Annotated in this window: 22 protein-coding genes; 13 read left to right on the top strand and 9 right to left on the bottom strand. The window is 44.7% G+C overall.

The annotated features are described in order from the left end of the window. Positions 1-8: 8 nt before the first annotated feature. Complete coding sequence (locus EXT47_RS09555) at positions 9-710, top strand: 3'-5' exonuclease (RefSeq protein ID WP_039497646.1); 702 nt, start codon at positions 9-11, stop codon at positions 708-710. Positions 711-771: 61 nt separating this feature from the next. Here the strand turns inward: EXT47_RS09555 and EXT47_RS09550 are convergent, their stop codons facing one another. The 9 genes from EXT47_RS09550 to EXT47_RS09510 all read right to left on the bottom strand — a co-directional run bounded on the left by EXT47_RS09550 (position 772) and on the right by EXT47_RS09510 (position 11,306). After that, the gene (locus tag EXT47_RS09550) at positions 772-2,346 is read right to left on the bottom strand and encodes a BCCT family transporter (RefSeq protein WP_130126480.1); all 1,575 of its coding nucleotides are present in this window, start codon (positions 2,344-2,346) and stop codon (positions 772-774) included. A gap of 697 nt (positions 2,347-3,043) precedes the next feature. Further along, complete coding sequence (locus EXT47_RS09545) at positions 3,044-3,709, bottom strand: CoA transferase subunit B (RefSeq protein WP_010604942.1); 666 nt, start codon at positions 3,707-3,709, stop codon at positions 3,044-3,046. A gap of 9 nt (positions 3,710-3,718) precedes the next feature. Beyond that, positions 3,719-4,417, bottom strand: coding sequence for a CoA transferase subunit A (locus tag EXT47_RS09540; protein ID WP_045988113.1), 699 nt, complete (start codon positions 4,415-4,417; stop codon positions 3,719-3,721). Between the two features lie 27 nt (positions 4,418-4,444). Further along, positions 4,445-5,353, bottom strand: a complete 909-nt coding sequence (locus EXT47_RS09535) for a hydroxymethylglutaryl-CoA lyase (protein WP_130126478.1) — start codon at positions 5,351-5,353, stop codon at positions 4,445-4,447. Then, positions 5,353-7,296, bottom strand: coding sequence for an acetyl/propionyl/methylcrotonyl-CoA carboxylase subunit alpha (locus tag EXT47_RS09530; protein ID WP_130126476.1), 1,944 nt, complete (start codon positions 7,294-7,296; stop codon positions 5,353-5,355). Before EXT47_RS09530 ends, EXT47_RS09535 begins: the two co-directional genes overlap by 1 nt. Before the next feature lie 8 nt (positions 7,297-7,304). Continuing rightward, positions 7,305-8,087 carry an enoyl-CoA hydratase-related protein gene (locus EXT47_RS09525; RefSeq protein ID WP_039497656.1) on the bottom strand — a complete coding sequence of 261 codons (783 nt, stop codon included), beginning with the start codon at positions 8,085-8,087 and terminating at the stop codon, positions 7,305-7,307. Positions 8,088-8,096: 9 nt separating this feature from the next. After that, positions 8,097-9,704: a carboxyl transferase domain-containing protein gene (locus EXT47_RS09520; RefSeq protein ID WP_039497658.1), complete on the bottom strand. Its 1,608-nt coding sequence runs from the start codon at positions 9,702-9,704 to the stop codon at positions 8,097-8,099. A 9-nt stretch (positions 9,705-9,713) separates the two neighbouring features. Beyond that, a complete protein-coding gene (locus EXT47_RS09515; protein WP_039497659.1) occupies positions 9,714-10,889 on the bottom strand; it encodes an isovaleryl-CoA dehydrogenase in 1,176 nt (391 codons plus the stop codon). Between the two features lie 24 nt (positions 10,890-10,913). Further along, entirely contained in the window at positions 10,914-11,306 is a 393-nt protein-coding gene (locus EXT47_RS09510) for a MerR family DNA-binding transcriptional regulator (protein ID WP_010378624.1), read from the bottom strand. Positions 11,307-11,621: 315 nt separating this feature from the next. Here EXT47_RS09510 and EXT47_RS09505 point away from each other — a divergent pair, with 315 nt between their 5' ends. The 12 genes from EXT47_RS09505 to EXT47_RS09450 all read left to right on the top strand — a co-directional run bounded on the left by EXT47_RS09505 (position 11,622) and on the right by EXT47_RS09450 (position 23,203). Then, positions 11,622-12,800 carry an acetyl-CoA C-acyltransferase gene (locus tag EXT47_RS09505; RefSeq protein WP_010378626.1) on the top strand — a complete coding sequence of 393 codons (1,179 nt, stop codon included), beginning with the start codon at positions 11,622-11,624 and terminating at the stop codon, positions 12,798-12,800. A gap of 96 nt (positions 12,801-12,896) precedes the next feature. Further along, positions 12,897-14,387, top strand: a complete 1,491-nt coding sequence (locus tag EXT47_RS09500; RefSeq protein WP_010378628.1) for a CoA-acylating methylmalonate-semialdehyde dehydrogenase — start codon at positions 12,897-12,899, stop codon at positions 14,385-14,387. Between the two features lie 107 nt (positions 14,388-14,494). Next, positions 14,495-15,652 (top strand): acyl-CoA dehydrogenase family protein, encoded by a 1,158-nt coding sequence (locus tag EXT47_RS09495; protein ID WP_010604935.1) that lies wholly within the window; start codon positions 14,495-14,497, stop codon positions 15,650-15,652. Between the two features lie 10 nt (positions 15,653-15,662). After that, complete coding sequence (locus tag EXT47_RS09490; protein WP_130126474.1) at positions 15,663-16,439, top strand: enoyl-CoA hydratase; 777 nt, start codon at positions 15,663-15,665, stop codon at positions 16,437-16,439. Further along, positions 16,439-17,578: an enoyl-CoA hydratase/isomerase family protein gene (locus EXT47_RS09485; protein WP_130126472.1), complete on the top strand. Its 1,140-nt coding sequence runs from the start codon at positions 16,439-16,441 to the stop codon at positions 17,576-17,578. The genes EXT47_RS09490 and EXT47_RS09485 overlap by 1 nt, the downstream gene beginning before the upstream one ends. Before the next feature lie 12 nt (positions 17,579-17,590). Continuing rightward, complete coding sequence (gene mmsB, locus EXT47_RS09480; RefSeq protein ID WP_010604932.1) at positions 17,591-18,478, top strand: 3-hydroxyisobutyrate dehydrogenase; 888 nt, start codon at positions 17,591-17,593, stop codon at positions 18,476-18,478. A 6-nt stretch (positions 18,479-18,484) separates the two neighbouring features. Continuing rightward, on the top strand, positions 18,485-19,246 hold the full coding sequence (locus tag EXT47_RS09475) for an SDR family oxidoreductase (protein WP_039497666.1): 762 nt from the start codon (positions 18,485-18,487) through the stop codon (positions 19,244-19,246). Between the two features lie 118 nt (positions 19,247-19,364). Then, positions 19,365-19,754 carry a VOC family protein gene (locus EXT47_RS09470; protein WP_039497668.1) on the top strand — a complete coding sequence of 130 codons (390 nt, stop codon included), beginning with the start codon at positions 19,365-19,367 and terminating at the stop codon, positions 19,752-19,754. Positions 19,755-19,783: 29 nt separating this feature from the next. Continuing rightward, the gene (locus EXT47_RS09465; RefSeq protein WP_039497670.1) at positions 19,784-20,080 is read left to right on the top strand and encodes a DUF1330 domain-containing protein; all 297 of its coding nucleotides are present in this window, start codon (positions 19,784-19,786) and stop codon (positions 20,078-20,080) included. A 100-nt stretch (positions 20,081-20,180) separates the two neighbouring features. Continuing rightward, a complete protein-coding gene (locus EXT47_RS09460; protein ID WP_130126470.1) occupies positions 20,181-21,578 on the top strand; it encodes a hypothetical protein in 1,398 nt (465 codons plus the stop codon). Between the two features lie 130 nt (positions 21,579-21,708). Continuing rightward, complete coding sequence (locus EXT47_RS09455; protein ID WP_039497675.1) at positions 21,709-22,248, top strand: heme NO-binding domain-containing protein; 540 nt, start codon at positions 21,709-21,711, stop codon at positions 22,246-22,248. A gap of 4 nt (positions 22,249-22,252) precedes the next feature. Beyond that, complete coding sequence (locus EXT47_RS09450) at positions 22,253-23,203, top strand: sensor histidine kinase (RefSeq protein WP_039497677.1); 951 nt, start codon at positions 22,253-22,255, stop codon at positions 23,201-23,203. Positions 23,204-23,283: the final 80 nt, after the last annotated feature.

Raw genomic sequence — 23,283 nt, 5'->3', positions numbered from 1 at the left:
GGTGTAATATGCAAGGCGAGATTATGTCATGGCCAAATCGCTTTCAGCATTTGGTAGAAACGTCGAAAGACCCGAGAATTCAAGCATTTTATCAGCAAGGCGTGGTAGATCCGTACCAGCAATTGAGCCAGTGCGAGTTTGTTGCCCTTGATTTTGAAACTACAGGGCTCGACCCAAACACCGATGACATTGTGAGCGTTGGCGTCGTGCCATTTAATTTACGACGGATCCGTTTGGCTCAAGCGAAGCATTGGTTAGTGAAGCCAACCAGTCCGCTGGCTGAAGAGTCTGTGGTACTGCACCGAATCACACACTCACAAGTTGAAAGCGCGCCAGATCTGCAGGATATTCTTGAGGAAGTGTTTGCTTCACTACATGGTAAAGTCATTGTGGTGCACTATCAGTTTGTCGAAAAGTCATTTTTCAATTCTGCGCTAAAAGCGAGATTGGGGGAGGGTATTGAGTTTCCAGTGATTGATACGATGGAAATTGAAAAGTCAGCGATAAACAACGCCAGAAGTTGGCTTGATAAGCTCAAACGTAAACCTATTCCTTCGGTACGTTTAGCTGACTGCAGAAAGCGCTATGGGCTTCCCTATTATCAGCCACATCATGCCTTGTCCGATGCGTTAGCAACGGCGGAGCTATTCCAAGCTCAGGCTCAATATTGTTTAGACCCATCAGACATGGTGAAACGCTGGTGGAGCTAAACCCAAATAGCAAAAAGGCGGAGCATACAGCAAGCTCCGCCTGTAATGAGATTAACGACCGTTAGCTTTTAGGCTCAGTTCTAAGCCCGAGGATCAAACTTACACACATCAGTAGTAGTACAAAAGTAAACGGTAAACCTGTTGAAATAGCACCAGCTTGCAGTGCTTCAATTGCTTCTTTACCGCCGATCCACAGTAGTGCTGCCGCAATTGCACCTTCAATACTCGCCCAGAATATACGTTGTGGTACTGGGGCATCTATTTTACCACCTGCGGTAATACTATCGATAACCAAAGAACCAGAATCCGACGAGGTGATGAAGAAAACCAGTACAAGTATGATCGCCGTGAACGAGAGTAAATTGCTCATCGGTAGGTTTTCAAACATTTGGAACATCGCCAGTGGCACTTCAGTCAAGCCATCAGTACCTAGAGCGCCAATGCCATTTTTTACTTGATCGATAGCAAGGCCACCATAGATTGACATCCAGATCACGGTTACCAATGTCGGGATTAATAATACTGCGGTAATAAACTCGCGTATGGTGCGACCCTCAGAAACGCGTGCGATAAACATACCGACAAACGGTGACCAAGAAATCCACCATGCCCAGTAAAATACGGTCCAACCTTGGAACCATGCTTCATCTTCACGACCATGCGGGTTACTCAGTGGAATGATGTTTTCAACATAGGCCATTAAAGTCGTCGGAATATTACCCATGGCAATCGCAAAACCTGCAATACCAACGAATACTAATAACACAAATGCAATTAACATATTAACGTTACTAAGTATCTTTACACCGCCATCAATACCGCGAACAACCGAAATAATCGCAAGGGCAGTAACGCCCACAATCACGGCAATTTCTAGACCGAGACCTGCTTCTATGCCAAATACATGTTGGATCCCAGCACCAGCTTGCTGTGCGCCCAGACCGAGTGATGTCGCAAGGCCAAACAAGGTAGCAAGAACGGCGAGAATATCGATGATATGGCCCGGCCAACCCCAAGCTCTGTCTCCTAAAATAGGATAAAAGATTGAGCGGATCGACAGCGGTAAGCCTTTATTGTAGGCAAAGAATGCTAAAGAGAGCGCGACAACGGCGTAAATAGCCCAAGGATGCAAACCCCAATGGTACATAGTCGCGCCCATTGCAAGTTCAGCCGCTTCAGGTGTGTTTGCAGCAACATTTAACGGTGTTTTGTACCAGCCAGTGTAGTAGGCGACAGGCTCCGCTACACCCCAAAACATCAGACCAATACCCATACCTGCTGCAAATAGCATCGCCAGCCATGACGCCCGAGTATAGCTTGGTTTGGCGTTTTCACCACCTAAACGAATTTTACCGTAAGGCGATAAAACGAGCACCAAACAAAATAGGACAAAGAAATTACCAGACCACATAAATAGGGCATCAAAGTTACCTATGATATCCCACTTTATGCCGTCTAAAGTGGTTTTAGCTGTATTTGCGTCAACTAATAATACGGCGACTAAAAACGCCAGTATTAATCCAGCACTTACACCAAATACAGGGTTATGTACGTCAAACCCCCACTTTTGAACATTGTCTTGTCCAACGGTGTAGTCTGTATTATCGATGCTGTACTTATCGTGGTGATTGCCCATGATATCCTCTTGTTGTTCTCATCGTGATACGACACCAAGCTGATATACTGAATTAATCGCTAGACAATGGTTGATAACAATTCGACATAAACTAACTATGCAACAAAGCAAAATGTAATCTGGCTATTAATGCTAATCATTAGCGGCTTAGAATGACTTTATCAGCCATACAATATGCTAGCCATAAGCCACAAAAATTACTCAGTCTAGTTTAGATTATTTAGCGTATTCATTCGATTTGTGCGTTTCAATCACATCAGCCGAATGACTATCTAAATATATGATGGGTTTATGTTAGTTACAGCGACAGTATACTGCCTCAATACTTGTAATTAAGATAAACCAACCGAACCGTTATGCTACTAAGCTATGGTATCAATATATTGTGTCAACTTGATATTCAGTCGATGCTTCAAAGCAGCAACTTTTTAGTTTTAAGTTGTACTGGCAGGTGAATATTCAATGCCAACCAAAACTATCTTTACTAGTTTAGGGGGTGAGATTGAAAAGTAAATGGCTACTGAATTTTTTATTTAAAAATCATCACATTCATCAACTAGACATAAAGAGTGATGTAAAGTAAAGAGTTTTCCTTTGATGGCATGTGAAAAAAAACCCCTCTTGCGAGGGGTTTTGGGTAACTCAGCGCCTTTGGCACTGGGAATGAGGTCGGTACATTTGTAAGTTAGGGTGTGTCTTACGACGCCTCGAACTGCATTTCAGGGATCTCACCGTCGACGATAAGCTTGCCTGCAGTTTTGCTGATTATTTCATCAACACTAACACCCGGTGCGCGTTCTAGCAAATGGAATGCGCCGTCTTTTACTTCTAACACAGCTAAATCTGTTACGATTTTCTTTACACAATTTACGCCGGTCAGTGGCAATGTGCATGATTCAAGCAATTTAGAATCGCCGTGTTTGCTAGCATGGGTCATGGTCACTATGATGTTGCGTGCACCAGCAACTAAGTCCATTGCACCACCCATGCCTTTGATTAATTTTTTCGGGATCATCCAAGACGCGATATTGCCTTGTTGATCAACTTCAAAAGCACCTAGTACCGTCAAGTCTACATGACCACCACGGATCATGGCAAAGCTTTCCGCACTATTAAAAATTGCTGCACCTGTCGCTGCTGTCACGGTTTCTTTACCCGCGTTGATCATATCGGCATCAACTTGGTCTTCAGTTGGGTAGGGACCCATACCCAACAAGCCATTTTCCGATTGCAGCATCACTTCAATGCCTTGTGGTACGTAGTTAGCCACTAAGGTTGGAATACCTATGCCTAAGTTAACGTAGTAACCGTCTTCAAGCTCTTGCGCCACGCGCATCGCAATTTGTTCACGATTTAAACCCATGATTGCCTCCTATTTGCGCGTTGTGACACGTTCAATACGTTTTTCAAAGTCACCTTTGATCACGCGATTGACATAAATACCTGGGGTGTGGATTTGGCTCGGCTCAAGTTCACCCGGTTCCACGATTTCTTCAACTTCCGCGACGGTGATTTTTCCGGCTGTCGCTGCCATTGGGTTAAAGTTCATTGCTGTGTGGCGGAACACCAAGTTGCCATAGCGATCTGCTTTCCAAGCCTTAACAATAGCAAACTCACCGGTAATTGATTCTTCCAAAATATATGGTCGGCCATCAAATTCTTTTACTTCTTTACCTTCAGCAATGGGAGTACCGTACCCTGTTGCCGTGTAAAAAGCTGGGATCCCAGCGCCACCAGCGCGCATCTTCTCTGCAAGCGTACCTTGTGGTGTTAATTCAACGTCAATAATGCCATCGAGAAGTTGCTGTTCAAACAGCGCATTTTCACCAACATAAGAGGCGATGATCTTCTTAATTTGACGATCTTTAAGCAAAATACCTAAACCAAAGTCGTCGACCCCACAGTTGTTTGAAACCACGGTAAGTTCTTTTGTTTGCAGGCGCTTAATTTCTGCAATTAAGCCTTCTGGAATACCACACAAACCAAAGCCACCTGCGATGATGGTATCGCCGTCTTTAAGACCCGCCATCGCTTCGCTGTAGCTTGATACGACTTTATCGAAACCGGCCATAAGCCCACTCCTAATAATGTTATTGTTTTAAGATTGACAAGTTTGTTTGAGTGCTAACGACACTTTACTGCTTGGTGTCTTGCCTAGCGCATCACAAATTGTCCATCCTGCTTTTGCTAGCCTTTCTAAATCAATTCCACACTCAATGCCAAGTCCTTGCAGCAAGTAAACTACATCCTCAGTGGCAACATTTCCTGACGCGCCTTTGGCGTAAGGGCAACCACCGAGACCTGCAACGGCGCTATCAACAGTTGCGATCCCCATTTGCAGGGCCGTGTGAATATTAGTTAATGCTTGTCCGTAGGTATCATGGAAATGCACTGCAAGCTTGTCAGCAGGGATATGTTGCAGTAACAAGGTGAGCAGCTGCTGGACTTTTTTAGGCGTACCAACACCTATGGTGTCGCCTAGGCTGATTTCATAACAACCAAGTGACAACAATTGTTTACATACCGCTAAAACTTGCTCTGGTTGTACTTCACCTTGATATGGGCAACCAACCACGCAGCTAACATAACCTCTTACTTTTATGTTGTTTTTTTGTGCAAGTTCAACAACGGGACGAAAGCGTTCAATACTTTGTTCAATCGTGCAGTTGATGTTTTTTTGCGTAAATGCCTCACTGGCGGCAGTAAAAATGGCAAATTCGTCGACCTGATTTTCTAGAGCAAGCTCTGCGCCTTTAAGGTTTGGCGTTAGGGCGCTTATTTCAACGCCTTCACTACGCTCAAAGCCTTGGATCACCGCTGCAGAATCGGCCATTTGTGGCACCCATTTGGGCGACACAAACGCGCCTGCTTCTATGTGCTTGAGGCCAGCGTCTTTTAATGCGTTAACCAGCGCGATTTTAGCTTCTGTGGCAACACTGACCTCATTTTGTAAGCCGTCACGTGCGCCGACTTCTACAATTTTGACGTTAGCCGGATACTGAGACATTAGTCTTGCTCCTCAACAATCGCCAGCATATCGCCATGACTGACCAGCTCGCCTTCTGCAAAGCAGTATGAAGTGAGCGTGCCATCAAATGGTGCATTGAGCGTATATTCCATCTTCATGGCTTCGATTATCACCACGGCATCGCCTTTATTAACTTGGGTACCGACGGCTAACAAATGTTTAACCACGGTGCCGTTCAATGGCGCTGCCAGCGGTGCGGCTTCGTGCTCATGATCGCTAATGTAATGCTTTGACTTGAGTTCAACGGTATGCTGATACGGGCCATACATAATGGTGATCGCGGCTTCGGTCACAATGGCACTGGCATGTACCCGTGCACCATCAATCACCACTGTCAACTGGTGTCCATTTAATTCACATTCAACTTGGTGGATTTGCTCGTTAAACGAGACCTTCCAACCCCCCTGAGATTGATAGGCACAGGCGGTATGACCTGCAAATGGTAAATCCACTTTCGCGGTTTGGTTAAGCCTAAAGCCTAAGTTTCCCCACACCGTGTTTTTACATGGTTGTTGGTGGCTAAGATAGGCCGCACTTGCTAATAACACCATTTTATCCAGCGGCGTATTCGATTGAGTTAATGCGTCAGTTTGCGTGTCGATAAAGTGGGTATCAGGCGCACCAGCTGTGAAAGTAGGGTGGCCTGCTAAGTGATGCAAAAATGCAATGTTGGATTTTAAACCACACAGATGTACTTGCTCTAAACTCGATTTTAGCTTTAGTAACGCTTGTTCACGATTTTTGCCATGAACAATAAGCTTTGCAATCATAGGGTCGTAAAATGGGCTGATCTCATCGCCTTGCTGCACGCCAGTGTCAATTCTTACGCCATCTTTGGCTTCTGGAAAGCTAAGGTGTGAAAGTACACCTGAAAACGGCATGAAGTTTTCTTCAGGGTCTTCTGCGTAAATACGCGCTTCAAAGCTATGACCAGATAACGAAACCTGCTCCTGGGTCAGCGGTAGCTGTTCACCCGCAGCAACCATCAGTTGCCACTCGACTAAATCGAGATCAGTTACCATTTCTGTCACTGGGTGCTCTACTTGCAGGCGAGTATTCATCTCCATAAAGAAGAACTCATCGCCACATAATAAGAATTCCACGGTACCTACGCCGCGATAGTTAATCGCTTGCGCACAGCGTACTGCCGCTTCACCCATAGCTTTGCGCATAGCATCACTCAAACCTGGCGCGGGCGCTTCTTCAATCACCTTTTGGTGACGACGCTGTAGTGAACAGTCTCTATCACCTAGGTAAACACAGTTACCGTGACTATCGGCAAAAACTTGTACTTCAACGTGACGAGGCTTATCAACAAAACGCTCAAGCAGTACTAAGTCATTGCCAAAACTCGCTGCAGCTTCACGTTTAGCACCATGTAGTGCCGACAAAAACTCGCTGCTTTCTCGTACCACGCGCATCCCTTTACCACCACCGCCGTAAGCGGCTTTGATAAGTACCGGAAAGCCGATTTTTTCTGCTTCTGCTTGCAAGAAATCATCTTCTTGTTTGTCGCCATAATACCCCGGGACTAAGGGCACATTAGCGTCATGCATGATTTCCTTGGCACGGGTCTTAGAACCCATCGCTTCAATAGAGCTTGCCAGCGGACCAATAAACGCAATGTTTGCCGCTTCACATGCTTTGGCGAATACTTCATTTTCAGACAAAAAACCATAACCTGGGTGGATGCAATCGACGCCCGCCGCTTTGGCGACTTCAAGAATTCGGTCCGCAACCAAATAAGACTCTTTACTTGGTGCCGGACCGATATGATAGGCTTCGTCAGCTGTTTTCACATGCATCGCATTGGCATCTGCATCAGAATAAACTGCCACTGTGGTTAGGCCCAATTTCTTTGCGGTGCGCATCACGCGGCAGGCAATTTCACCACGGTTCGCGACTAGAATTTTAGTTAGCATGTTGACTCCTATTCGCTTGCGGCGGTTTGCCAGCGTGGTGCTCGTTTATCGAAAAAGGCGCTAAGACCTTCTTGGCCTTCGTCACTTACTCTAATTTCAGCGATACGCTTTGCGGTATGGGCGATCAACGCTTCATTTATTTCTTTACCAGCAACTTCGCTGATCAGTGCTTTGGCGCTTTTCACAGCAGCAGGGCCATTGTTAAGTAAGGTATCGAGAAAATCCGCTTCGCTTTTTGCTAAATCATTGCTCAATTCGTGAATTAAACCCATTTCTAGCGCCTTTTCACCATCGAAGACTTCGGCTGTTAAAAAATAGCGTCGCGCTTGGCGCTCCCCAATGGCTTTAATGACATAAGGACTAATCACAGCCGGAATAAGACCAAGCTTGACTTCACTTAAACAAAATTTAGAGTTGTGCTCTGCAATGGCGATATCACAACAGGCGATTAACCCAAGCGCACCGCCAAAAGCAGCACCTTGCACCAAACACAGCGTTGGGTGAGGGCAAGTGGCCAGCACTTGCATTAATTTAGCAAGTTCTAAAGAATCAGCGACGTTTTCGTCATAGTCGTTGTCTGCCATGGATTTCATCCACGCCAGATCAGCCCCCGCTGAAAAGTGTTTACCTTCGGTTTTTAATACCAGCGCTCTGACATCGAGGCCGCTGGCATATTCGATATTCTTAATGAGTTCGGCAATCACCTCCGCATTGAAGGCATTATGTTTTTCTGGGCGACTTAGCTCTAAAATCGCCACTTTGCTTTTTGTTATATTTAAAGTGACAGGCATAAGTGCTCCTTACATTCTGAAGACGCCAAATTTAGACTCTTTTTGCGGCGCATTGCTCGCAGCTTCTAAAGCAAGACCAAGTACTGTGCGCGTATCCGCAGGGTCGATAACGCCATCGTCCCAAAGCCTTGCGCTGGCATAGTATGGGTGTCCTTGCTTCTCGTATTGCTCGATAATTGGCTTTTTAAATTCGCTCACTTCGGCATCGCTCATGCTAAGGCCTTTACGCGCTAAACCATCTTGTTTAACCTGCGTTAATACGCCCGCAGCTTGTTCACCACCCATTACGGAGATCCGTGCGTTTGGCCACATCCACATCATGGTTGGCTCGTAGGCTCTACCACACATGCCATAGTTACCAGCACCATATGAGCCACCAATCAATACAGTAAACTTAGGCACATCAGCACAGGAAACGGCAGTTACCATTTTCGCACCGTGCTTAGCAATACCTTCCGCTTCGTATTTTTGACCAACCATAAATCCAGTAATGTTCTGCAAAAACAGCAGCGGAATGTTGCGTTGTGCACAGAGTTGAATAAAGTGTGCGCCTTTTTGCGCGGATTCAGAAAAGAGAATACCGTTGTTTGCTACGATCCCTACAGGGTGACCATAAATCTCAGCAAAACCAGTCACGAGTGTTTCGCCGAAGTAGCGTTTAAATTCATCAAACTGAGAATCGTCCACGATACGGGCAATGACTTCGCGTACATCAAATGGTTTTTTCAGATCCGTACCAACAATGCCATACACCTCACTGATGTCATAACGTGGTGGTTTGGCATCTTGCAGGAACGGGCGAGTAGGGCGCTGATGGTTAAGGCGTGACACGCACTGTCTTGCGATAGAAAGCGCATGCTCGTCATTTTCTGCATAGTGATCGGCTACACCTGAGACTTTACAGTGAACATCTGCGCCGCCTAAGTCTTCTGCACTCACTTCTTCACCCGTGGCCGCTTTAACAAGTGGTGGCCCTGCCAAGAAAATGGTGCCTTGTTCTTTGACGATAATACTTTCATCAGCCATCGCTGGTACATACGCGCCGCCAGCGGTGCATAACCCCATGACCACTGCGATTTGCGGGATCCCCTTTGCAGACATACGGGCTTGATTGTAGAAAATCCGACCAAAATGCAATTTATCTGGGAATACTTCATCTTGCTCTGGCAAGTTCGCACCGCCAGAATCCACTAAATAAATACAAGGAAGATGGCAGCGCTCAGCGATTTCTTGCGCTCGTAGGTGTTTTTTTACAGTAATAGGGAAATAGGTTCCCCCTTTTACCGTCGCATCATTTGCCACAATCATGCATTCAACGCCTTTGACGCGTCCGATCCCGGCGACCACACCAGCACAAGGAATATCTTGCTCGTAAACGCCAAACGCGGCGAATTGGCCAATTTCTAAAAACGGCGAGCCCTCGTCAAGCAAGGTTTCAATTCGGTCACGGACAAATAATTTACCGCGACTTTGGTGACGGGCAATAAGCGCTTCACCACCGCCTTGGCTCAGTGTAGCGGCTTTATCTTTAAGATCAGCAACCAGCGATGCCATTGCATCGCTGTTTGCCTTAAACTGGGGATCATGCGGATTAACCGCAGAATTTAGTACCGTCATGTAGCACTCCTAGCGACTTTCGTTGAATAGCTCACGTCCGATAAGCATACGGCGGATCTCAGACGTACCAGCGCCAATTTCATAAAGCTTGGCATCGCGAAGTAGTCGGCCTGTAGGATATTCATTGATATAACCGTTTCCGCCTAGTAGCTGAATGGCATCAAGTGCAAGTTTGGTTGCAAGTTCTGCGGCATACAAAATCGCTCCAGCAGCATCTTTACGAGTGGTTTCACCACGGTCACAGGCTTTTGCCACGGTATAAACGTATGAACGTGCGGCGTTCATTTGCGTGTACATGTCAGCAACTTTGCCCTGCACCAGCTGGAATTCACCGATGGATTGGTTAAATTGTTTACGCTCGTGAATATAAGGTACTACCACATCCATACAAGCCTGCATAATACCAAGCGGACCGCCTGCCAATACCACACGCTCGTAGTCTAGGCCACTCATGAGTACCTTAACGCCTTCGTTGTATTCGCCAAGGATGTTTTCTGCAGGTACTTCGCAGTTTTCGAATACCAGCTCACAGGTGTTTGAACCACGCATTCCAAGTTTGTCTAACTTTTGTGCCGTTGAAAAACCAGGGAAGCTTTTTTCGACGATAAAGGCTGTGATCCCGCGAGGGCCTGCATTGGTATCCGTTTTTGCGTAAATCACAAAAACTTCGGCATCTGGACCATTGGTGATCCACATTTTATTACCGTTTAGGATGAACTTGTCACCTTGCTTTTCAGCACGCAGTTTCATTGAAACCACGTCAGAGCCAGCATTGGGCTCACTCATTGCTAGTGCACCGATGTGTTCACCGCTGATAAGTTTTGGTAGATACTTTTCTTTTTGGGCTTGGTTACCGTTACGGTTAATTTGGTTTACACATAGGTTTGAGTGTGCGCCGTAGCTTAAGCCAATTGATGCACTCGCACGGCTTATCTCTTCCATTGCGATAACGTGTTCAAGATAACCCATGTTTGAGCCGCCAAATTCTTCAGCGACGGTGATCCCAAGTAGGCCCATTTCGCCAAACTTTGGCCACATTTCGTTTGGAAATGCATTTTCTTGATCTGTTTTTTCAGCAAGTGGGGCAATTTCACTGGTCGCAAAGCTATTCACATGATCACGGATCATGTCTGCTGTTTCGCCTAGTCCAAAGTTTAATTCTTTATATAAAGATACTGTGCTCATCGGTATTCATCCTGTTGTGAGAGTTTATTTTTCGAGCTCGTGTAGGGTGTCGCGACAACGGCGCTCAGCCGTCACCAGTTCCATTAAGACAACTTTAATGTCGTCCATCTGTTGGCTTAAGTCGGCTTTTTTCTCTTCAATGAGTTGCAACATGGTTTTAAGTTGCTTTTCGCTCGATTTGTCGGCGTCGTAAAGCTCAAATAGTCGGCCAGTTTCAGCAAGTGTAAAACCAAGACGTTTTCCGCGAAGGATCAGTTTTAATCGAACTTTGTCACGTTTTGAGTAAATACGCGTTTGTCCTTGGCGCCTAGGAGAAAGGAGTCCTTGGTCTTCGTAAAAACGAATACTGCGAGTAGTAATATCAAATTCTTTAGCTAACTCGCTGATTGAATAGGTAGGTTCATTAATTTCTTGCATTTTTATTTACACTTACAACGTCACTGATTAGACCAATATAAGTGAAGTTTACGTAAAGGTAAAGTAAGAATAGCAGATCCTTCTTTAGTCTTATAAAAGGAATAATCTGTCCGTTCGAATTGTCATCAAATCTTCATTACAGCCAGAGAAAATAAGCCTTGGAAACAAATTTGTGCAAGTTAGCTTTACACTTTCACTGATCTCGTTTGGCTTGATTTTAGATTTACGTTGGCGTAAACGTAAATATTATGTATGCTCGAATACAGAGTTAATTTTTAACAAGCCCGAGATTGGCTTGTAAACAGGAGTTTTGCAATGAGTAACGAAGCTGTTGTCATCGTCGCTGCTAAGCGTACACCAATGGGTGGCTTTATGGGAAGCCTATCTGACGCAACCGCGACAGACTTAGGTGCGACTGCAATTAAAGCAGTAATGAATGAAACAGGTCTTAGTGACGCGAGTATAGACGAAGTTATCATGGGCTGTGTCTTACCAGCAGGCCTTGGTCAAGCGCCAGCGCGTCAAGCGATGCTACATGCGGGCCTCGCACGCTCGACGGGAGCGACGACAATTAACAAGGTGTGCGGCTCGGGTCTAAAAGCGGCGATGTTCGCGCATGATCTCATCCGCTCAGGTAGCATTAATTCTGCTATCGCTGGCGGCATGGAAAGCATGACTAACTCACCTTACTTTATTCCAAAAGCCCGTGGCGGAATGCGCATGGGTCATGGCGAAATCAAAGACCATATGATGGCTGATGGCTTAGAAGATGCTTATGACAATAAAGCGATGGGTTGTTTCGCACAAGCTACCGCTGATGAATATGGCATTACCCGCGAGCACATGGATGAATTTGCACTTGGCTCACTAAGTAAAGCAAACGCCGCAATCGAAAATGGCAGCTTTGGCAATGAAATTGCCCCTCATGTGATGAGTACGCGTAAGGGGGATGTTGAGGTTAATACTGACGAGCAACCAGGTAACGCGCGTCCAGACAAAATTCCATCACTTCGTCCAGCATTTAAAAAAGACGGCACTATCACTGCTGCCAACTCCTCGTCTATTTCTGACGGTGCAGCAGCGCTGATTTTAATGAGTGAATCAGAAGCGAAAAAGCACGGTTTGACACCTCTTTGTAAGATTGTTGCCCATGCAACTCATTCACAAGCTCCCGCTGAATTTACCGTGGCACCAGTCGGTGCGATGAATAAGCTGCTTGAAAAAGCAGGTTGGTCGACAGCAGACGTTGACCTTTGGGAAATCAACGAAGCGTTTGCCATGGTGACTATGTTGGCTATCAACGAAATGCAGTTAGATAGCAACAAAGTCAACGTCAACGGTGGTGCTTGTGCATTAGGTCACCCAATCGGTGCAAGCGGTGCACGCATCTTAGTTACACTTATCCATGCACTAAAAAACCGCGGCTTATCAAAAGGCGTAGCGTCACTATGTATCGGTGGTGGTGAAGCTGTAGCGCTCGCGGTAGAAGTGTAAGTTACTGCAATTTATTTCGTTCAAGGGGCGCTGCGTTTTCCATAATTCTAATCATTCACGCAGCGCATAAACTCGTTTTATGGGGAGGAGTGCTTCATGCACCAAGTACCTTTATACATCAACGGTGAATTTTCACAGTCTCAGTCTGACAAATGGTTAGACGTTGTTAATCCGGCTAATCAAGAAGTATTAGCAAAAGTACCTTGTGCTACTAACGAAGAAGTACAAGCTGCAATTCATTCAGCTCAAGAAGCATTTAAAACGTGGCGTAATGTTCCGGTAACTGAGCGTGCGCGAATTATGATGCGTTATGCAGCGCTTCTTAAAGAGCATCAAGAAGAAATCGCAACCATCATTTGCCATGAACTAGGCAAAACTTTTGAAGATGCGAAAGGTGATGTATGGCGTGGTATTGAAGTGGTTGAGCAAGCATGTAATGCCCCTTCAATGATGATGGGCGAGACGGTAGAAAACGTTGCCCGAAATATCGACACCTATTCATATACCCAACCGCTAGGCGTTTGTGCGGGTATTACGCCATTTAACTTCCCAGCAATGATCCCGCTGTGGATGTTCCCAATGGCAATTGTATGCGGCAACACCTTTGTACTTAAGCCATCAGAGCAAGATCCACTAACGCCAATGCGCTTGGTTGAATTGTTTGAAGAAGCCGGTGCACCAAAAGGCGTACTACAGGTAGTACACGGTAGTAAGGATCAGGTTGACCAAATCCTTGAAGCGCCGGAAATTCGCGCGATTTCTTTCGTGGGTTCTTGTGGTGTCGGTCAGTACATTTACAGCAAAGGTACGCAAAATCTCAAACGCGTTCAAGCGTGTGTTGGTGCGAAAAACCACATGGTTATCATGCCAGATGCGAAAAAAGAACAAGTGATCAATAACCTGGTTGGCTCTTCGGTCGGTGCGGGTGGTCAGCGTTGTATGGGGATCTCAGTTGCTGTGTTTGTTGGGCAATCACAACAGTGGGTAGAGGAACTAAAAGACGCAATGGCGAAGGTTCGTCCTGGCGTTTGGGATGACCCTGAAGCCGCTTATGGTCCGCAAACGACGCCGCAGGCTAAAGCGCGCATTCTGTCGCTGATCGACAGTGGTAAGCAGCAAGGCGCAACGTGTTTGCTAGACGGTTCTGATTTTACAGTTGAGGGTTATGAAAATGGTAACTGGGTAGGTCCAACCCTGTTTTCAAACGTCACAACTGAAATGGATATCTACAAAGAAGAAATCTTTGGCCCAGTCCTTTGTTGTGTATTTGTCGATAGTTTAGATGAAGCAATTACGCTTATTAATAACAACCCATACGGCAACGGCACCTCATTATTCACTGCAAGCGGTGGCGCAGCACGTAAGTTCCAGCGTGAAATCGAAGTGGGTCAGGTCGGCATTAATATTCCTATTCCTGTGCCATTGCCGTTCTTCTCATTTACCGGTTGGAAGAATTCATTCTACGGTGACCAACACACCTACGGTAAGCAAGGCGTGCGTTTCTATACAGAAACTAAAACGATTACCTCACGTTGGTTTGACGATGAGGCTGTCAGTGGTCCAAATATGAGTATCAACCTTAGATAACTCATATTGCATAGCGTGCTCTGCAGGGGGTGCACGCTATTTTTTACCAAAACGATAAGAATTACCGACGCATATTCAGGGTGTCAGAACAGCAAGAGAGGTCTAGCGTGGACTTTAACCTAAACGAAGATCAACAAGCATTTGCCGATATGGCGCACCAATTTGCAATGAGCGAGCTTGCTCCACATGCTGCAAAATGGGATCAAGAGCACATTTTTCCAAAAGACGTAATTCAAAAAGCAGGTGAGCTTGGTTTTTGCGGTCTATATACGCCAGAAGAGGCAGGTGGTCTGGGTTTATCTCGCCTTGACTCAAGTATTATTTTTGAGCAACTTTCTATGGGTTGTACAGCAACAACCGCCATGTTGACTATCCATAACATGGCAACGTGGATGATAGCGAGCTTTGCAACGGAAGAAACCAAAGCAAAATATATGGATCAGTTAGTAACAGGTGAGCTATTGGCTTCTTACTGTCTAACAGAGCCTGGTTCTGGTTCTGATGCCGCATCGCTAAAAACAAAAGCAATAAAAGAAGGTGACGAGTACGTTTTGTCTGGCTCTAAGATGTTTATCTCAGGTGCAGGTGAAACAGACGTATTGGTGGTAATGGCAAGAACCGGTGAGGCTGGTCCAAAAGGTATTTCGGCCTTTGTTGTACCTGCCGATGCTGATGGCGTTATTTATGGCAAAGCAGAAGAAAAAATGGGTTGGAACGCTCAACCTACGCGCCTTATCACGCTTGAAAATGTCCGGATCCCAGCTGCCAACCTACTAGGCCAAGAAGGCGAAGGCTTCAAATTTGCGATGCAAGGCCTTGATGGTGGTCGTATTAACATTGCAACTTGCTCGATTGGTACAGCCCAGCAGGCGCTCAATACCGCCAAGCAGTATATGCAAGAGCGTTCTCAGTTTGGTAAACCGTTAGCGGCGTTCCAAGCACTGCAATTTAAAATTGCAGATATGAATACAGAACTTGTGGCTGCGCGCCAAATGGTTCGACTTGCGGCATTTAAACTGGATAGCAATGACCCAGAAAAGACCACTTATTGCGCAATGGCGAAGCGTTTTGCCACTGATGTAGGTACTAAGGTGTGTGATGATGCACTGCAAATTCATGGTGGTTACGGGTATATAAAAGAATATCCACTTGAACGTCATTTACGTGACGTACGTGTTCATCAGATCCTTGAAGGTACAAACGAAATCATGCGTGTAATTATTGCACGTCGGATCTTAGCTGAAGGCGCGGCAAGCGTCCTATAAGGAGAGTATCATGACTGCACAATTAAAACTCGAAAAACAAGGCCATACTGCCGTTGTTACTATGTCAAATCCACCCGCGAATACGTGGACAAAAGACACATTAACTGCACTTAAAAATCTAGTAATCGAATTGAATGCAGATAAAGAAATCTATTCGTTAGTGATCACTGGCGAAGGTGAAAAGTTCTTTTCAGCCGGTGCGGATCTAAACGTATTTGCCGACGGTGACAAAGGAGTCGCTGCGGATATGTCTCGAGTATTTGGTGAAGCGCTTGAAACACTCAGCGACTTTAGAGGCGTATCTATTGCTGCTATCAATGGTTTTGCAATGGGGGGCGGTTTAGAAGTAGCACTAGCATGCGATATCCGCATTGCCGAAGTTCAAGCACAAATGGCACTCCCTGAGGCGAAAGTAGGGTTGTTACCTTGTGCTGGCGGCACACAAAACTTGTCTTGGCTTGTGGGTGAAGGCTGGGCAAAACGTATGATTTTATGCGGTGAGCGCTTAAAAGCTGATAAAGCACAGCAAATTGGCTTAGTTGAAGAAGTGGTCGAGCAGGGTAAAGCACTGGAAGCTGCGCTCGAACTTGCTAAGAAAGTAGAAGATCAAAGTCCAGTTGCGGTCACGGCTTGTAAGGCTCTCATTCAAAAAGGCCGCACTGGCACTATCAATAGCGCATTGCCACTTGAACGCGAACTTTTCGTAACACTATTCGATACGCAAGATCAAAAAGAAGGCGTAAACGCGTTTTTAGAGAAGCGTAAAGCGAATTGGGTAAATGGCTAATGATTGAATTTGAGCTAATAAATCACGAAGAGGCGCCGGTTATATTCGAACAGGCAACGTGCCATAACGGGATGAAAATAGCGCTGGCGACATTAAATGTACCAAAAGCGTTAAATGCCTTAAACCTCGATATGATCCGTTTGCTCGCGCCACAACTAGACGCTTGGGCAAACGACCCACAAATAGCAATGGTTATGCTAAAAGGTGCTGGAGAGAAGGCGTTTTGTGCCGGCGGCGATGTCGTGAGTTTATATCGCGAAATGTCGTCTGATACGAGTAACGCATTAATCGAAACCTTTTTCAGTGAAGAGTACCGGTTAGATTATCAAATCCATAACTATGATAAGCCAATCCTACTATGGGGTAATGGCATCATCATGGGTGGTGGATTGGGCTTAACGGCTGGCGCAAGCCATAAAGTGATGACCGAAACGTCGCGCATCGCGATGCCGGAAATCACCATTGGTTTATACCCTGATGTGGGTGGGAGCTATTTCCTCAATAAGATGCCAAAGGGCGTTGGACTATTCTTGGGTCTCACTGCTGCAAACATTAACGCTGCGGATGCCAAGCTGGTTGGGCTTGCCGACCATTTTATGGACTCAGAAAAGCTGAGCTTACTGTTACAAAACCTAGTTGAAGTAAACTGGGGCAAAACCAATGTATTAAATCATGAAAAGCTTACTCAGTTGCTGTTGTCACTAGATGAAGCGTCTCATGCGCCGCCAAAAAGCGAAATTAAACCGCTTATCAAAGTGTTCGAAGCGCTTGATGAGAAACGTGAGTTATCAGAGCAGGTTGAATTCATTTTGGCGTTGGATAGCACTGACAACAAATGGCTAAGCAAGGCACAGGCTGCATTAAAGCATGGTTCTCCATTAAGTGCAGCATTGGTTAAAGCGCAGCTCACTAGAAGTGCAGGCAAAACACTAAGAGACTGTTTTAAGCAGGAATTAGGAATGTCGGTAACGGCTGGCGAGTTTGGTGAGTTTCAAGAAGGTGTTCGTGCGCTGCTTATCGATAAAGATGGCAAGCCCAATTGGCGATTTAAATCTGTCGACGAGGTTACAGACGATGCGATAGAACGCTTTTTTGCACCCCGCTGGGATGAAAACGATTACCCATTGCGTGACTTATAAGGAGTGACTTAAATGGCACAAGTAGGATTTATCGGCTTAGGTAATATGGGTGGTCCAATGGCCATTAACCTATTAAAGGCTGGCCACCAAGTATGTGTATTCGATTTGAACCCTGAGGCCGTTGCGACGCTTGAAGCAAGTGGCGCGACGAAAGCGACGGTTGTGAGCGATGTATGTCGCGAAGCCGATTATGTTATCAGTATGCTGCCTGCAGGCAAACATGTTCGAGCAGTGTATACTGGCGATGACGGATTAATTAATTACCTTAGTAAAAATACACAAGTAATTGATTGCTCGACCATTGATGCTGAATCTGCTCAGTTTGTTGGCAACAAGTTGGCAGAATCGGGTATTTCATTTGTCGATGCGCCCGTGTCTGGCGGTGTGGCAGGTGCAGCGGCCGGTACCTTAACTTTTATTGTCGGCGGTAATAAAGCAGACTTTGAACGTGCGCATGTGGTACTGACCAATATGGGTAAGAATATCTTCCATGCTGGAGATATTGGTGCCGGACAAGTCGCTAAGATATGTAACAATATGCTGTTATCAATACTTATGGCGGGCACAAGTGAAGCGCTGCAAATGGGTGTAGATCATGGCTTAGATCCTAAAGTATTGAGCGAAATTATGCTAAACAGCTCTGGTCGTAACTGGACGCTAGAGCTATACAACCCATGTCCTGATGTACTAGAAAATGTGCCTTCTTCGAACGGTTATAAGCCGGGCTTTATGGTTGATTTAATGGCTAAAGATCTTGGCCTTGCGATGCAATCTGCGCAGCAAACGAATTCTGCGACGCCCATGGGGGCGCTGGCGAAGAATCTGTATAACTTGATGCAAAATCAAGGCAAAGGCAGTGAAGACTTTAGTGCGATTTTTAAGCTTTATTCAGAGAAATAGGACACTATGGATATTAATAATAAAACAGTCGTGATCACTGGTGGTGCGCAAGGCTTAGGTCTTGCCATGGCGACTGAAATGGCAAAGCATGGGGCAAAACTCGCCCTGATTGATATGCAAGAAGACGTTTTAGCAGAAGCGAAGCACGAACTTGCTCAATTCGGCACACAAGTTAACACGTATGTCGCTAATGTTAGTCAAGAATCAGACGTGGAAAGTGTGTTTAATGCCATCGTAAATGACTTCGGCGATATTTCGGTATTAATTAATAATGCGGGGATTTTGCGTGATGGTTTGCTGCTCAAAGCAAAAGACGGGCAAGTCATCGATAAAATGTCGCTTTCGCAATTTCAATCCGTTATTGATGTCAATCTTACAGGTGTTTTCCTGTGCGGCCGCGAAGCTGCTGTCAAAATGGTAGAAGCGGGTAACGGTGGCGTGATCATTAATATGTCTAGCGTTGCGCGCGCTGGTAATATCGGACAAACCAATTATTCAGCGGCAAAGTCTGGTGTCGTTGCGATGACTACCAGTTGGGCTAAAGAATTAGGTCGTTTTGGTATTCGCGTGGGCGCAATTGCACCAGGTGTGATCCGTACAAAAATGACCGATGCAATGAAGCCTGAAGCCAAAGAGCGGCTAGTGAAAATGAAGCCTGTAGGACGTCTTGGCGAAGCGCAAGAAATTGCCCACACAGCAAAATATATCATTGAAAACGATTTCTTTACGGGACGTGTCGTTGAGATTGACGGCGGCATTCGCCTGTAATGAAAAAATAGGCTTGGTTTTACAACGTGTAGTCCAAGTTCCTACTTGAGTGTGTGAAGCGGCAATGCAAATTGCCGCTTTTTTATTTAAAAGACCCTAAATGCTTGAGGAGAAGTGCTTGAAGTTATCTGGAATACATCACGTTGCCGTTATTTGTTCTGACTACCAAAGATCAAAGGTATTTTATACCGAAGTACTTGGGTTGCACGTACTCCGTGAGAACTATCGAAAAGATAGAGCGTCCTATAAATTAGATCTTGCACTGCCTGATGGGAGCCAGATTGAGTTGTTTTCGTTTCCAAATCCTCCAAAACGACCCTCACATCCAGAGGCGCAAGGACTGAGACATTTAGCATTTAGCGTATCGGATATTGATGCTTGTATTGCACACCTCGTGCAGAATCAAGTTGCTGTAGAGCCTGTTCGAATAGATGAATATACAGGCAAACGGTTTACCTTTTTCAGCGACCCTGATGGTTTGCCGCTGGAGCTTTATGAGCAATGTTAAGATGATAACTACTTTAAAAGGGCTAAATTATGTATGAGATGTTAGTGGCGATGGAAATTCATAACAGCGAGCGATATGCCAAATATCGTGAGGCGATGAAGCCAATCTTAAGACAATATGGTGGTGGATTTAGTAACGATTTTCATATTGCAGAAACCTTGCTAACAGAGGGACGGTGCCAAGCTAATCGACTTTTTACCATATATTTTCCTGATCAAGCTTCAATGGAGTCCTTCTTCAGTGATGCTGAATATGTAGAGATAAAGGCGCGATACTTTGAAGATAGCGTCAGTGGGTTTGATATTTTGGCGAGCTACATTAGGTAAGGCTAAAACAAGGAGCAAAATTGGGTAAAGTTTATTCTATGTGGGTCGATAACGTTTAATAACTCCGCGGTAAATTGAATTTGTAACAAGGATATAGGTTATGAATATAAGACCACCATATCAAATGAATAACGGCAATGTTGTAAACTCAACATCGTCAGAAAAATTACATGAAAAGGTCAGAGAAGTTGCGACAAATAGGGCCGACGATGAGCCCAATCAATTACCTAGTTCAGACAATGAATTAACTATTGATTTTTCTTACACACAATCACCAGTCACATACAGTAAAGAATTTTTTCTCAACCTAGACCTCAGCATGATTGGGCTTAAGCGCTATGGGATTCATCGAGAGCATATGGGGACGGATGAAAATGGCCATATTTATAAAGATACCTATGGTGATTTTGAAGGAAGAGAGAAAATTGACGAATTTCTAGCTATTTTCGATCGTTTGGACGAAGAACAAAAAATAAAGTTTTCCCACTTTAAACCAACTGAAGCACTTCTTGATGTTGCTAACAGATTAACTGATGAGGAGCTTGGACAGCTCACCGATTTTATTGTCGAGTCGTTGACTATCAACTTACTGGATCAAAAAAAGGATGATTATTCTACCAAGCTAATAAATAAGCTTAGTAATATGTCAGATGAGGTATTACAAGATACGGTGAAGACCATGTCTAAGCTGATGGAGCAAGCTGACAATAAAGTCTTCGCTGAACCAAATTTACCAGCTTATCTGCTTGATAAAGACGGCCATGCTGATTTCGATTTAAATGTAAGAGGTTTAGGCTTTTTTGAAGATGTAAACGCGTATGGTGACATGAACAACCAATTATTAAATGACTATGCAAAATTTGTCATTGATAACAAATTCTCAGACGGTGATCTTTTAGATCTGAACGCGCATTTAGCAAATTCTGATTTTGATACGAGTCGTGGCATGCTAGATATGGCAACCTTGGTTAAGGCAAATGACCGAACTACTTTTATAGAAATGTTAAACGAAGTGGATACGCGGGAGCCGAATAACCTGTTCGCAAGATTGAGCAAACTCAATTACGAAAATGAGAATACAGAATACTTTAGAACTGACAATCGAGAATACGTTAAATTTAAAGGTGCACCAGCTGACGATAACGAAAAAAGTAGGTTATACAATCAGCTGATAAAAGCCTATGAAAATCAGGGACTCGGTTGGATGAATGATGTAATGGAGCAGTCAGAAGGTATGCCTGTGCGAGCTGAGCTCAATATGTGGCTATCTATTTTAGAAAATGTTGAAGAAAACCCCGATGCGTTTAAACGCTCAGACTCTGTTGAAACTTGGATGGAGCGCAATTTATCTGGAATTGTAAATGACTACTATCAAGGCATAAAAGAAAAGGTATTTGCGCATAATGAGGAACTAGATAACTTTCTCAATATGTCTATGCTTGAAAGAATTGAACTCGATACAATTAAACTTGACGAACAAACTTCTACAGCTGAATAGAGAAAGATCTATTACATCCCAAATATTGTTCTACACTTAATTAAGAACGAAACAAGCTAGTTAATTCAAAGGCTTGTTTCGAGGTGAGTCTTGACTATATAACGCAGCAACTTTGTTAAGGGAGAGTTTAATGCGCGGCGTGATATTTAGAGGTTTAGAAGAATTAGTTGTAGAAGCGATTGGCATGCAAGCTTGGGATGAGTTACTCGAAGCACATGCACCTGAGGGAAGGGTTTATGTTTCCCCTACATCCTACCCAGATGCAGAGTTATTTGCGTTAGCACAAGGCGTTGCTGACAAATTGAATAAGCCATTGACAGATGTATTGGCCATTTTCGGACAGTCGTTATTTGGATTTTTGGCGGAAAAGCACAAAGGTATCTCGTCAAAATTTGCGTCGTTTGAAGAATTGGTTTTATCTATCGATAGCGTGATACACATGGAGGTAAAAAAGCTTTACGATGAGCCGAATCTCCCCTCAATTGCGGCGATAGTGAAAGATGACAAAACTATCGTATTAGAGTATTGCTCGAATCGTAAATTGTGTTTTTGTGCGGAAGGGCTACTTTATGGTGCCGCCCAATTTTACAGTCGCAAACTAAAAATTGAACATCCACAGTGCATGCACAGCGGCGCTAAACATTGCGTACTCATTCTGCATTTGGATTAATTCGATGTCTGAATATAACGACTATAAAAAGGCGTATCTAAGAGAGCGTCGTGCACGTGATGAAGTCGAGTCATTACTTGAAGAGAAGACGCGAGCGTTATATTCGGCTAACCAAACACTTGAACGTCAATTAGCGCAGCTTAAGAATCAACAAGCCGTATTAATAAACAACGAACGTATGGCGACGTTAGGGACACTATCAGCAGGCGTTGCACATGAATTAAATAACCCGTTGGCATATGTGGCAGGTAACCTTGAGTCACTTAATTACTATATCTCGCCAATCTTGCAGCTGCTTGAGACAGTAAAATTACTTGAGCAAAATGAATTGAGAGGAGAGCAATTAGAAGCTCGCCTTATTGATATATATTTAAGGCAACGTATTGACGAAATTACGAATGATTTGCCGGATCTCGTTCACGATACGCTGCACGGCTGCGAGCGAATTAAAACCATAGTAAATGATTTAATGAATTTCTCTCGCTCCAATAACGATAGTTTCGGTAGGGCGTCTCTAAAGTCTATTGTTGAAGACACACTTCGTTTACTTCATGGTCAACTCAAGGGATACGAGCTAACCGTCGCGGTCGAAGATGTGCCAAATATCTATTGCAAGGAAGGGGCGCTAAAGCAAGCTATCATCAATCTGTTGGTGAATGCTAAATATGCGGTAGACATGAGCCATAAATCGCATAAATCGATAGAAGTGTTACTCGCACCGGGTAACGATCAAGATATTATCTTAAGCGTTAGCGACAACGGAATTGGAATTGATGCTGATGTGCTTCCTAGATTGTTCGATCCTTTCTTTACGACTAAGCCTGTTGGCGAAGGTACGGGCATGGGACTTGCCGTTACTCATGCGATTGTAAAAGAGCACAAAGGGAAAATTGATGTTCAAAGTCAAGAAGGAGTGGGTAGTCAGTTTACTATTTCCTTTCCTCTGGAGCAGTGAGAAGCTTGCACCTGTCCCCACTTTGTAATACGTTAATCGACTAAATTAGACATATTATCAGTGATTTTCATCTGAGGTTT

It is taken from the genome of Pseudoalteromonas sp. CO342X (genome assembly GCF_004208915.1).
GTDB lineage: Bacteria > Pseudomonadota > Gammaproteobacteria > Enterobacterales > Alteromonadaceae > Pseudoalteromonas > Pseudoalteromonas maricaloris.
Note: the sequence above shows the minus strand (reverse complement) of the source record. Positions and strands in the feature narration are given on the sequence as shown.